Below are 12,878 nucleotides of genomic sequence, written 5' to 3' on the forward strand. Positions count from 1 at the left end.
CCATGCACATCCTGTTCACTCTCAAGGATTTCAAATCCGGCGGCGGCGTCGAGCGGGTTCAGCAACGCTTGTCCGAGCAGTTTCTCAAGGACGGCCAGCGCGTCAGCTTCTTCGTGATCAATGGCGATACACCGGACACCGAAGGTGCGCAAACCCTCAACAACGGCGGCGGCCGGGGCGTCATCGGTATGCTCAAGTCGATTGTGTTGCTGCGACGTATCATTCGCCGCGAGCGCGTCACCCATCTGATTTCCGCCAAGGAACAGGCCAACCTCTGCACGTGGTTCGCCACCCTGGGCAGTTCCTGCAAAGTCATCTACAGCCGCCACACCACGCTCGATTGCACCGAACAGAAAACCGGGCCGAAGAGCCTGCGATTGCTGTACGCGCTGTACCTGTGTGGCAGCGGCAAGGTGGTCGCGGTGTCGACGGTGTTGCGCCAGTCCCTCGTCGAGATGATGCCGTGGGGTCGGCAACGCATTCGCTACTGCCCCAACGCGGTAATCACCGAACAACTGCTGCGCGCGTCCAACGCGCCATTGCCCAGTGAACTGCCCGACAACTATTGGCTGGGCCTGGGCCGACTGGTGGAGCCCAAGGGCTTTCACCTGTTGCTCGACGCCTACGCCCTGGCGTTGCTCAGCGAAACCCTGCCGGACCTGGTGATCGCCGGCGACGGCCCGTTGCGCGAGGCGCTGACGATTCAGGCGCAGCGCCTGGGGATCTCGCACCGGGTGCATTTCACCGGATTCCTCAGCAACCCCTATCCGCTGCTCCGGCATGCGCGGCTGTTCATTCTGAGTTCGCTGCACGAAGGCATGCCGACCGTGCTGATCGAAGCGTTGGCGCTGGGCACGCCGGTGCTGGCTTGCGATTGCGAGACCGGTCCCCGGGAACTGCTCGACCACGGGCGCCTCGGCCAACTGGTCAACGTCAACGATGTGCCGGCACTGGCCGAAGGCATGCTGCAAAGCCTGTTCATGCAGGGCCAGGTGGCGATCAACGGCGAAATGATCTCCGACGCCATTCGCCAATACACCAGCCAGTACGCCGCACAAGCGTATTACCGGGTATGGAACCAATGAAAAAGTTGCTGATCATCCTGCATGACCTCAGCGCCGGCGGCGCCGAAAAGATGATGACGCGCCTCGCTGGGGCCTTGGTGGACGCGGGCAACGACGTGACGTTGCTGATGCTCACCGGAGGCGGCATCAACGCGGCGCACCTCGACCCACGGGTGAAAAAGATCGAACTGCGCAGCCCGCGCACCTCACGGGCGGTGCCGGCGCTGGCGCGGTTTCTGCGTGACAACCGCTTCGATGCGCAACTGGCCGCCCTCACCCACGTCAACGTGGTGGCGATTGCCGCCGCCATGCTGTCCGGCACGTTGGCCCGGCTGCACGTCAGCGAGCGCAACGCGTTTTCCCACGACAAATACGTGAACCCCGACTTCATGGTGCGGCTCGCTTATCTGGTGGCGCCGTTTTTGTATCGAGTGATTCCCAACCCGGTGATCTGCGTCTCGCGCGGGGTTGCCCAGGACCTGGTCGACACCACCATCGCCCGCCGACAAGACGTGACCATTGCCGACAACCCGGTGCTCGACAACGACTTTCGCGAGAAGGCGCCGGGGCTGCCGAGCCATGCCTGGCTGCTGGAAAAATCCAGCCCGGTGATTGTCGCCGTCGGCCGCCTGGCGCCGCAAAAAGGCTTCGACACGTTGATCAGCGCATTCGCTGCGCTGCCGGACCGCAGCGCCCGCCTGATCATTTTTGGCGAAGGCGCGCTGCGGGCGCGGTTGTTCGATCAGGCCCGCGCGCTGGGGGTGGCGGATCGCTTCGACCTGCCGGGCTACACCAACGACCCCATGGCCGAAGTCGCCGCCGCCGATTGCTTTGTACTGTCGTCACGCTTCGAGGGCAGCCCCAACGCGCTGGTCGAAGCCTTGTCCACGGGCACGCCGGTGGTCTCGACGCGCTGCCCCCATGGCCCGCAAGACATTTTGATCGGCGGGGTCGTCGCGCCGCTGGTGGCCGTCGATGACCCGAGAGCACTGACGAAGGCGATCGACCAACAACTGTCCCGCCCCCGCGAACTGCACCGTCAGGCCCGGATCGATGCCGCCGCCCGCTTCATGAATGCCAGTGCAGTCAAAACCTACCTCGCCGCGTTGCTCGGGAGTCCATCGCCATGAGCTCACTGCAAATCCGCTATTCGACCTTGCGCGACGGTTTCACCTTGTTCGGTGTGCTGTTTTACATCCAGGTCATCACCTTCGTGCTCGGGCTGGGCGGCGCGTCCAGTTTCGACGACATGGACAAAGACCTCGAAGGCAACGTCGTCAACCAGGTCTGCGGCCTGATCACGCTGCTGGTGCCGCTGTTCTTCTTCATCCGCAACAAGGTGTTCCTCAGCAAAACGTTCTACCGCAGCAACTTCTTTCTGCTGCTGTTCATGCTCAGCGTCATCGCCTCGATCAGTTGGTCCTACGACCCGATGCTCAGCCTCAAGCGCTTTATTGCAATGATCAGCGTGGTGTTTTTCGCAGGCTTCATCGCCTACAACTACAGCCTGGAAAAAATCACCTTCATGCTCGGCTGTGCCATCGGCGTGGCGGCATTGATCGGGCTGATCCTGGCGCTGGTCATGCCCAGTGCCGCGTTCATTTCCGGCGGGATTCGCGACGGTGCGTTCAAAGGCATCTTCATGGAGAAAAACGCCGGCGCCCGGATCAATGCGATTGCGATTCTGCTGTTGCTGCCGATGATCCGGCAGCGCAACCGCTGGGCGTTGTTCTGTTCGTTCTTTTCACTGGTGGCGATCCTGCTCGCACAGTCAGCCACCGGTGTGGTGCTGATCGTTGCCGGGACGATCAGCTACGGCTACTTCCTGACGCTGATCCGCTTGCGCATCAACCGCTCGCAACTGGCGTTTCTCGGCTGCACGCTCCTGTACCTGCTGGTGTGCCTGTTTCTCTACAGCAATTTTGCCGTGCTGCTGGAAATGGCCGGGCGCGACCCGTCACTCACCGACCGCACCTTGATCTGGGAACTGCTCGAGCCGTTTGTCGACGGCGCGTTTCTCAAGGGTTACGGCTACGGCGCCTTCTGGTCCAGCCCCGACGCCGACGCCTTCATCACCCGCTGGGGCTACATCGGCAATGCGCACAGCGGCTACATGGAAACGCTGCTCAACGGCGGCATCATCCAGTTGACGGCGCTGGCGCTGTTGCTCGGTGAAGCCCTGCTCAAGCAATACCGCGCCGTGACCGCGAACCAGTCGGCGCCGTTTCGCGCCAGTGCGCTGGTGATCATCGGTTTGTTCGCCGTCACCAATTACGTGGCGTACGTGATTCCCAACTACCGCTCCGCCGAGTTTCTGGTGTTCTGCACCTTGGCCCTGTCCTTCCGGCGCCATTACGCCAAACGTCCTTATCTGTCCCCGGCCACCGCCGGCACCGTGCGCAACGATGCCGTCGCCCAGGTCATTCGCAAGGAGCAACGCCCGTGCTGAATCAAGACTCCCCAGCCCCGTGTTCGGTGTGCGTGGTCATTCCGATGTTCAATGCCGCCGGCAGCATTCAGCAGACGCTCGACTCGCTGAGCGAGCAAACCCGCTTGCCCGATCACGTCATCGTCATCGACGACGGCTCCAGCGATGCCGGGCCGCAACTCGTTCAATACTATGCGGCGCCGTTCCCCTTGACCCTGCTGCGCCAGGCCAACGAGGGGCCCGCCAGCGCGCGCAACAAAGGCGTGCTGCGCTCGACGGAAACCTTCATTGCCTTCCTCGACGCCGATGACCAGTGGCACCCGGAAAAACTCGAAAAGCAGCTGGCGCTGTACGACGAACTCCGCCGCCTCGGGCACTCGGTGGGGCTGATCGATTGCGACGTGTTGATCGAGTACAGCGACGGCTCGCGGCAAGTGGAAGCGCGACACAAGTGCGGCCGGCACTTCAACGACTTCATCCACGCCAACATCGTCAACGGCACCTCGGCCGTGCTGGTGTTGCGCGAAGTGGTCGCGGCGCTGGGGGGCTTCGATCCTTCGTTGCACTTTGCCGAGGACCGCCTGCTGTGGACCCGGATCGCCGAGCACTGGGAAATCCGCACGGTGCCGCAAGTGCTGGTACGGCGCGAGATCAACAGCGGCAACATCACCGCGCAACCGAAAAAATACTACCCGCACAAGTGCAAATTCATCGACCTGTACCTCGCGCGCTACGGCGCGACGCTGACCCGCCAGCAACGCACGCACTTCGTGCTGGCCAACCACGCGGAGTTTCTCGACGCCTTTTCCCGCTACGGCGAGCATTCGCAGGTGGTCACCGTATACCGGCGCATGTTCGAACACTCGTGGCAGACGCTGTTTTTCTGCCGTGGCAAACAGACCCTGCGCTACCTCTATGCGCGGGCGAGAACCCTGCGCAAGGCAGCCGAATCAACCACCGCTCATTGACTCGGTGCCGCCCCCATGGCCAATCATCGCCTGGTTACATTGAGCTGGATCTTCACCGAGAAATTCGGCCTGATCTTCCTGTCCATGATCACCTTTGTCGTCTACGCCAGGTTGCTGTCGCCAGCGGAACTGGGGGTCGGCACGGTGATCATCGCCATCGTCGAGCTGATCGGTCTGGTCTATTCCTCGGTGCTGGAAGACCCACTGGTGCGGCTTGAGCGCCTGGAAGACAAACACATCGCCACCGCGTTCTGGGCGGCGGTGCTGGTCAGCCTGGCGTCCATCATTGTGATCTCGCTGGCGACGCTGCTGTACACCGACTCGACGGTGCTGCGCTGGATGATGGCGGTGGCCTCGGTGAAAATCCTCTTCACCATGATGGCGCGGGTGTACGTGGCGCAGATGCGCCGCAGCGGCAACTTCAAAATGCTCGCCTCGCGCACCTTGTTGGGCAAAGTGGTGGGTGGCGTCGGTGGCGTCGCGGTGGCGCTGTTGGGCCTGGGCGCGTGGGCGGTGATTGCCCAGGCGGTGATCATGGAATTGATCTCGATCATTGTGCTGATGCTCGGCGAGCGGCGGCGCATCGCCTTCCACATCGACGGCCCGTTCCTGCGTGAACTGCTGAAGGCCGGCACCCCGGTGGCGATCAATGCGCTGAGTTCGCAGACCTTGCAGCGCGGGGTCAACGTGGTGCTCGGGATGACGGCGGGCGCCAACGCGGTCGGCATGTTCAACATGGCGATGCGCATCATCGACCTGCCGCGCAGTGCGATCTACAACGGCTTGATGAGTTATGCGCTGCCGGTGTTCGCCCGGCGCAGCGCCGAGCCGTCGCGGTTGCTCGGGATCATCGGCGACTCGACCGCGGTCAGCGGTTTCCTGCTGACGCCGCTGTTCATTGGCATCGCGCTGACCGCCAGCGACCTGATTCTGTTGATCTTCGGCGCCAAATGGGCCGAAGCGATTCCCCTGCTGCAAGTGCTGGCCTGCACCGCCGCCATCGGCAACAGCGCGATGTACGCGACCACGGCGCTGGTGGCGGTCAACCGCAGCCACCTGACAATCAAGGCCGAAGTCGCGACCACCGTGCTGGCCCTGGCGCTGGTCTACAGCTTCGGCAGCCTCTATGGCGGCATGGCCGCCGCATTGGCCTTGCTGGCGCGGATGCTGATCATCACCCCGCTGCAAATCCGCGGGCTCAACCTGGCGATCGGCTATGGCTGGCGCCTGTTCCTCGACTCCAATTACCGCAGCATGATCGCCTCGCTGGTCATGGCCGCGACTGTCCTGTTGGTGTCACCGGTGCTTGGTTTTCAGGGATACCTGCACCTGAGCTGCAGCATCGTTGTCGGCGCGTTGAGCTACGCCGTGGCCTATAGCGTGTTGCACCCGCGCTGGCCGCAAGAATTCAAAACGGTTTTCACCGCTCGCTGAATTCAGTCCCTGAGACAGGAAGCCCTCACCATGCGCAAAACTACGCTGATAACTGGCGGGGCCGGCTACATTGGCTCCCACACCGCCCTGGCGCTGATCAACGCCGGGCACAAAGTGCTGGTGCTCGACAATCTGTGCAACAGCAGCCAGGAGTCGATCGCGCGCCTTGAGCAACTGACCCAGACCCGGGTCGATTTTATCAATGGCGACATCCGCGATTCGATCCTGCTCGACGACATCTTCAGCCGCTACGACATCAACGCCGTGGTGCATTTCGCCAGCCTCAAATCGGTGGAGGAAAGCGTGCGCAAGCCGCTGGACTACTACGCCAACAACGTGGCCGGCACGCTCAACCTGTGCCGGGCGATGGCGCGCAACGAGGTGTTCAAACTGGTGTTCAGCTCCTCGGCCACGGTGTACGGCGACCCGGCGCAGACTCCGATCATCGAAGACGCCGGGACCGGCAAACCGGTCAATCCCTACGGCCGGACCAAGCTGATGATCGAAGAACTGCTCACCGATTTGTGCGAGTCCGACCCGCGCTGGAGCATCGCCCTGTTGCGTTACTTCAACCCGATTGGCGCCCACGAAAGCGGGATGATCGGCGAAGACCCGAACGGGCGCCCGAACAACCTGTTGCCGTGCCTGACCCAGGTCGCCATTGGGCGCCTGGCCGAACTCACGGTGTACGGTTGCGACTACCCCACCGTCGATGGCACCTGCGTGCGCGATTACATCCATGTGGTCGACCTCGCCATCGGCCACCTCAAAGCGCTGCAAGTGTTGCAGCACAACACCGGCATCAACTTCTGGAACCTCGGCACCGGCATTGGCTACAGCGTGCTGCAAATCATCCACAGTTTTGAAGACATCACCGGCATCACCATTCCCTACCGCTTTGCGCCGCGCCGCGCCGGCGATATCGCCAAGTGTTGGGCCGACCCGAGCAAGGCCGGACGCGAGCTGGGCTGGAGCGCGCAACGGGACCTGGAACAGATGATCGTCGACACCTGGCGCTGGCAGTCGTGCAACCCGCAGGGCTATCAATCGTCGTTCGAAATTCCGGCTTTGCTAGCGGTGAAGTGATGCGCGCACTCAAGGCAAGTCTGCTGACGTGGCTGTTGGCGGTTTCGTGGATGTGCCACGCAGCGCCCTCCCCACCCGCTGGCGGGCTGGTGCTGTGGCTGGACGCGGCGGATGCGTCGACCCTGACCCTCGACGCGCAACACCGCTTGCAGCGCTGGCGCGACAAGTCTGGCAACGGCAACGACGCCATGGTTGACGATGCAGCGCCGGACGCACGGCCACAGCGCATAACCGACGGCATCAATGGCCATCCGGTGGTGCGCTTGACCGGGGCCTCGGCGTTCCTCGGTAAAACCCTGCGCAGCGGCAAAGGCCCGGTAACGCTGTTAATCGTTTCGCGCCGATTACCCGAGCAGGCCACCGGCGACCCCTGGCAGCGGCTGTTCAGCTCACGACCGAACAGCGCCGACAACGACAACGTGCTGCCGAATTTCGCGATCAGCCTGCAACAGCCTGGCGCGTACGAACCCACCGTCTCGGTCCTGGAACTGCAAGACGTGCCGATCGGACCGTATGCGCTCGGGCGCAATGTGCTCGGCAGCGATGAGAATTTTCGTGGCGACATAGCCGAGATGCTGGTCTACGACCGCGCGTTTGCCTCGCTCGCTGAACGCCAGCAGGCGTTTCAATACCTCGCGGGTAAATGGTCGGTCGCGATTCCCGCATCCGCCGACAACTGGACGCGGGTCGGGCCGCTTGGGCCGTTGCCAAAACAGACCAACGCCAATCTGCCGCTGTCCGACCAGGCCAACGCCGGCCAGTGGACAATCGACAACAAACTCTCCGACGACTTCAACGGCGCCAAACTCGACCCCGCCCGCTGGCACGTCAACGATGCCACGGGCACCGACTCGCTGGGCCGTCGACCGGCGCTGTACACGCCAGACAATGCCAACCTGGGCAATGGCAACCTGAACATCATCTTCCGCAAGGAAACCTTGCCGCAGAAGTATGTGCAGCTTGGCTTCAAGGACTACACCTCGGCGATGGTTCGCACCATTGATCGCGGGTTCTACGGCTACTACGAGGCACGCGCCAAACCCATGGACTCGGCAGGCTCCAGCGCCTTCTGGCTGGCGTGGACCGGCATGGCCGACAACGCCACCGAAATCGACATTTTCGAAATCGGCGGCAAGACCAAAAACGGCGCCTTCGACCGGTTCTACAACATGAACGCGCACCTCTGGGCGACGCCGCAAAGCACCGCGCATATCGCCAACGGCAGCACCTGGGTCAGCCCGTGGCGATTGGCGAGCACCTTCCATGTCTACGGCTTCGACTGGCAGCGCGATACCTTGCGCTGGTACGTCGACGGCGTGCTGGTGCGGGAGTCGAAGAACACGCATTTCTTCTTCCCGATGCAGATCGTGTTCGACAGCGAAGCCTTCTGGGACTGGTTCGGCGTGGTCGATGACGCGGACTTGCCGTCCACGTTCCGGGTCGACTACGTCAAGGTCTGGCAACGCGGCCGACCCTGACTCAGATCATCGGCGAACTGCTCACCACCCGCAGCGCCAACCCCTCGAACGCATCCAGGGTAATGGTGAATTCCCCTTCCGGTGTCAGATCGCCTTCGACCCGCTCGTTGATGATGTCGACCACCGGCCCCGGCGCAATGTTGGGCAGGTGCAGGGTTTCGGTGATCGGCGTGGCGCCGAAGTTCAGCGCGGTGATTTGCGTGCCTTTGCCGGCCGGCAGTTCGTGAACCATGATCAGCAGGCCTGGGTGCTCGACGTCCGGAATCAGAATCTGCCGACTGGCGGCGATGTCGTAGGCGCGACGTGCGGCGAGGATCTTGCGCAGTTGCGAAACGAACGAATCCGGGTCTTTCAACTGGCTTGGCAGGCTGCCATACAAGGTCTTCGGCCGTGGCATCTGCCCGGCCGACAATGGCGCGTCCGGGTTGAGGTCGACCAGATCGTAGGCGCCGCGATGAATCCAGCGCGTGTCGCCATCGCCCATCAAATGCTCGACCTGCTCCGCCGGCAGCGGCAATGCGCCGACCAAATCCCAGCCAGACAAGGCGAACACGCCCGGCTGCATGGCGTTGTACATCACCAGCAGCAGATGCACCTGGCGAATCTGCTGGATGTCCGCCGTGGTAATGGCGTCGAGGTCCCGAATGCCCAGCGCCGCGGTGATGATGCTCGCGGTGGTGCAGGACACGCCGTTGGTGACGAATTTCAAGTTATAGGGCGCGTGTTCGCCGGCCAGGCGTTCGTACATCTGCTCGCGAATGTGTTCGCGCAAAATGCTGCCGGGAAAGGTCTGGCCCTGATAGAGGTAGTTGTCATGGGCGTGCAGCGTCCAGAAATGCACCAGCTCCAGGGTCAGCTCGTCGTGGTTCTGCAAGGCATGGATCAGCGAGCCGGGGTCGATGCCGAGGGTGTGCATCTGGCGCAGCATCAGGCGCAGGAACTCGGTATCGCCCATCAGCAACGCGTGCTGGTAGGCCGGCCGCGTGATGAAGTCGTAGGAAAGGTCGGCACCGCCGTGGGACATGGCCGCGATGTCGTCGACGGTCAGGTTCAGCTCCTGGAAGCTGAAACCACCGGCCTTGCGGATCGCCCCGGCAAGCAACTGGTTGCCGGTGATCGACAGCGGGTGGCTTTCAGACCAGGCAGTGCCGTCGAGCTTGCGTTCGACGCCGAGGAAACCGTTGGCGTCCAGCCGCAGGATTTTGGCACCCATGACATCGATGCAATGCAGCGCATCGCCGATGATCATCTGCTGCGCGGCGAAGGTCGGGTCCAGCCAGTTCAGGGACGGCTGCCCTTCCTTGAAGTAATGCAAGTAGACCCAGCGCCGGGGCTTGCCATCGACGCCGATCACAATCGGCGTGGCGCTCCAGTCGGTTTCCTTGACGCCGGGCTCGAAGAAGATCACCCGCTGCAATTGGCCGACGATGTAGTGCTTGTCCCGCAGCACGTCGACCTGCATCGGGCTGAGGTTCTGGGCGTCGCGACCTTCGGCGATGTCCGGCAGCAGCGGCCAGTCTTCTTCGCGGATTTCGACCATGTGGTACAGGCCTGGATAATCCTCGTACGCCATCTCGGCCAGGCGAAAATCCGCGCCTTTGCCGGTGTGCGACGGGATCACGTCATCGATGATCACCGCGTTGTGCGCGGCGGCCATGCGGGTCAACGCCTGAAGCTGGGCTTCGGTGCCCAGTTGCGGGTCGATCTCGAAGCTGATGCGGTCAAAGTTACCGTCAATGGTCGGCGTGTGTTCGGTGCCGGTCAGCCCGCCGGACCTTTTCAACGGTCCGTTGTGGATGCCCTGGATGCCGATTTTCGACAACGCGTGCCACAAGGTTTCATCGCCCAGCGCTTCCAGCACGGTGCCGTCTTCGCGGGTGACGATGGACGCCGGGTACGCGGTGAACCACACCGACGCCAGCGCCGACGCATCGCGCGGCCGCGTATGGGCGTAAGGCTGTTGCCACAACCGGCCTTGCCCGGAATAAAGCCTGGCCCGCTGCCGCGCGGCGTAAAGCATGGATTGTTCAACCAGCCAGATCACATGGTTTTTGTCAGCTACGCTCATAAAAACAATCACCTGTCGTCGGGGGGCTATTTTCATATGAGGCCCTGCGGCGGCATTCGTTGCATGCGCATTTTGGGCACTGGGCAATCGCGACCTATACACAGGTATTAATGAAAGCGTCTTGAATACCGGGTAACGTGCGCGCCAGTGAGCGTCCCGGCGCTCTCCCGCCTGCGAGCCCCTAGCCAAGGAAGAACAATGATCATTGCTTCAACGTCAACCAATGCGGCGCTGTCTGCCTACACGTCCGCAGTCGATACCCAGGCCACGGCCGACGCTCGGCAAAGCGTCGCGCAAGAGGACGCGGCAAAGGCCAAGACCACCAACGTTGATTCGGTCAGCCTTTCCAGCACCTCCACTGACTACAACAGCGCTATCGTCAGCAACGCGCCGTACTTCCCGGTGCGCACCGGCATGAATGCCGACGCGCTGATTCTGGGGGTCAGCAAACCGGGGGCGATTTCCAGTTCGAAAGACAAGACATTCCCCGAAGTGGCGGCCGATGCGCGCAAGCGCATGGATGAAAAATACGCGTTGATGACCGCCAGCGGCAAACCGTACGCCAACACCGATGAAGACCGTAACGCGCTGATGGGCGACCTCGATCGACGCTCGCTTAACGCCGTGGCCACCAATGAGGGCGGCACGTTCACCGCGCAGGAACAAGCCTCGGCACAAGCCCTGATGCGGCAACAAGGTCGACTGGCCACCGGTTATTACAGCGGCCCGGCGGACCAGGAGAAGAACTGGAAAGACCCTTTTGCCAATAACCCGGTCGGTCGCGCGCACGCGGCCCTGGATTTCATGAACAACATGAGCCCGGAGGAAAAAGCCACCCCGCAGTGGCTGTCTCAGCACCTGTCGTTGCAAGCGGCGCTGAACCAGGGCGCGGGCGCTGGCACCGATACCGACGCCGAGACCAAGACCGGCCACTTCCACAACCTGGCGGAAATCCTCGCCGGCGTGGTGACTGACGGCTCCGACAAAAAACCGTCCGACGCGGCAAAGAACACTGATCCGGGCGTCCACATCCTTGAAAAACTGCAGTCGCTCGTTTCCTGATCCGGCTGCGCGACACCCCTGAAAAACGCAGACCCGGTCTGCGTTTTGATTATCGAGCCGCCAAGCGCCCATGAATCCGATCACCCCCTTCAGCGACGTCCCCAGCGAATCGATGTCTCAACCGCGAACCCTGGTGTTCCTGGCTTACGCGCAGATGGGGCTGCTGGACCTGACCGGTGCGCAAACGGTGTTCTGGGCCGCATCCAAAGCCTTGGCCGACCGTGGACTGCCCGGCTACACGCTGCACACCGCCAGCCTCGACGGCGGACTGATCGCCACCGCCGAAGGGCTGTCGGTGCACACCACGGCGTTGCATTCATTCAACGATGTGGCGGTTGATACGCTGATCGTGCCGGGCGCGCCGAACATTGCGCAGGCGATGATTGACGGCGTCGCGCTGGTGAACTGGCTGCGCGAGGCATCGGTCAAGGCCAGGCGCACCGCTTCGGTGTGCAGCGGCACCTTTCTGCTGGCCCAGGCCGGTTTGCTTGAAGGGCTGCGCGCGGCCACGCACTGGGCGATGTGCGACCAGCTCAAAAGTGGTTTCCCGTCGATTGACGTCGACGTCGATGCCATCTTCATTCAGCAAGGCACCGTCTGGACCTCGGCCGGTGTCAGCACCGGCATCGACATGGCGCTGGCATTGGTCGAAGCGGATTGCGGTCGCGAAGTGGCGTTGCAGGTGGCCCGTGAACTGGTGGTGTTCCTCAAGCGCCCCGGTGGCCAGGCGCAGTTCAGCCAGTTGCTGCAATCACAGATGGGCGACAGCGCCGGGTTCGACGATTTGCACCTTTGGCTTGCCGACAATCTTGGCGACGCCAGCCTGACGGTCGAACGGCTGGCCCGTCAGGCGCAGATGAGTCCGCGCAATTTTGCCCGTGTCTACAAACGCAAGACGGGCCGTACGCCGGCAAAAGCCATCGAGCTGTTTCGTATGGAAGCGGCGCGGCGAATGCTTGAAGACTCGTCGCGCAACATTGATCAGATCGCGCAGCTGTGTGGCTTTGGCGACGAGGAGCGGATGCGTCATACCTTTCATCGCCATCTCGCGATCTCGCCACGGGAATACCGCAGCCGGTTTTCACGCTGATGCGCGCATGGGCGGGGTTGTTGAGCTGTGTTTGATACTTGAGTAGGGGATTGGGTTGGGGTTGGGTACCCATTGAGTTTTTGGAGGGGGCATATCCGTTTCTTTGGTGATGGCGGCTATCGGTTCCGCCCTTACGGCGGGTCACTTTGAAAAGCCCAAAGTAACCAAAGGCTCTTGCCCCTTTCGTCCGGTGCCTCGCC

10 protein-coding genes are annotated in these 12,878 nt (G+C 62.4%); 9 read left to right on the top strand and 1 reads right to left on the bottom strand.

What is annotated here, in order from left to right:
• Positions 1–2: 2 nt before the first annotated feature.
• The 7 genes from ACQKP4_RS02740 to ACQKP4_RS02770 are packed head-to-tail and all read left to right on the top strand — an operon-like array spanning position 3 to position 8,458.
• Positions 3–1,085 (top strand): glycosyltransferase, encoded by a 1,083-nt coding sequence (locus ACQKP4_RS02740; RefSeq protein ID WP_427630172.1) that lies wholly within the window; start codon positions 3–5, stop codon positions 1,083–1,085.
• Positions 1,082–2,194 (top strand): glycosyltransferase, encoded by a 1,113-nt coding sequence (locus ACQKP4_RS02745; protein WP_427630174.1) that lies wholly within the window; start codon positions 1,082–1,084, stop codon positions 2,192–2,194. The genes ACQKP4_RS02740 and ACQKP4_RS02745 overlap by 4 nt, the downstream gene beginning before the upstream one ends.
• A complete protein-coding gene (locus tag ACQKP4_RS02750; RefSeq protein WP_427630176.1) occupies positions 2,191–3,513 on the top strand; it encodes an O-antigen ligase family protein in 1,323 nt (440 codons plus the stop codon). Before ACQKP4_RS02745 ends, ACQKP4_RS02750 begins: the two co-directional genes overlap by 4 nt.
• Entirely contained in the window at positions 3,507–4,460 is a 954-nt protein-coding gene (locus ACQKP4_RS02755) for a glycosyltransferase family 2 protein (RefSeq protein ID WP_427630178.1), read from the top strand. Before ACQKP4_RS02750 ends, ACQKP4_RS02755 begins: the two co-directional genes overlap by 7 nt.
• A gap of 15 nt (positions 4,461–4,475) precedes the next feature.
• Entirely contained in the window at positions 4,476–5,894 is a 1,419-nt protein-coding gene (locus ACQKP4_RS02760; protein ID WP_427630180.1) for an oligosaccharide flippase family protein, read from the top strand.
• A 30-nt stretch (positions 5,895–5,924) separates the two neighbouring features.
• Positions 5,925–6,980, top strand: a complete 1,056-nt coding sequence (gene galE / locus ACQKP4_RS02765) for a UDP-glucose 4-epimerase GalE (RefSeq protein WP_427630182.1) — start codon at positions 5,925–5,927, stop codon at positions 6,978–6,980.
• Positions 6,980–8,458 carry a family 16 glycosylhydrolase gene (locus tag ACQKP4_RS02770; RefSeq protein WP_427630184.1) on the top strand — a complete coding sequence of 493 codons (1,479 nt, stop codon included), beginning with the start codon at positions 6,980–6,982 and terminating at the stop codon, positions 8,456–8,458. The genes galE and ACQKP4_RS02770 overlap by 1 nt, the downstream gene beginning before the upstream one ends.
• A 1-nt stretch (position 8,459) precedes the next feature.
• On the opposite strand, the gene treS is transcribed toward ACQKP4_RS02770, so the two are convergent.
• A complete protein-coding gene (treS, locus tag ACQKP4_RS02775; protein ID WP_427630186.1) occupies positions 8,460–10,526 on the bottom strand; it encodes a maltose alpha-D-glucosyltransferase in 2,067 nt (688 codons plus the stop codon).
• A gap of 198 nt (positions 10,527–10,724) precedes the next feature.
• Between treS and ACQKP4_RS02780 the strand changes: the two genes are divergently transcribed.
• Both ACQKP4_RS02780 and ACQKP4_RS02785 read left to right on the top strand, forming a co-directional pair.
• Complete coding sequence (locus ACQKP4_RS02780) at positions 10,725–11,588, top strand: hypothetical protein (protein WP_427630188.1); 864 nt, start codon at positions 10,725–10,727, stop codon at positions 11,586–11,588.
• Positions 11,589–11,658: 70 nt separating this feature from the next.
• Positions 11,659–12,678, top strand: a complete 1,020-nt coding sequence (locus ACQKP4_RS02785; RefSeq protein ID WP_427630190.1) for a GlxA family transcriptional regulator — start codon at positions 11,659–11,661, stop codon at positions 12,676–12,678.
• The last annotated feature ends 200 nt before the right edge of the window (positions 12,679–12,878 follow it).

The organism is Pseudomonas sp. NPDC086278, from assembly GCF_050280905.1.
GTDB lineage: Bacteria > Pseudomonadota > Gammaproteobacteria > Pseudomonadales > Pseudomonadaceae > Aquipseudomonas.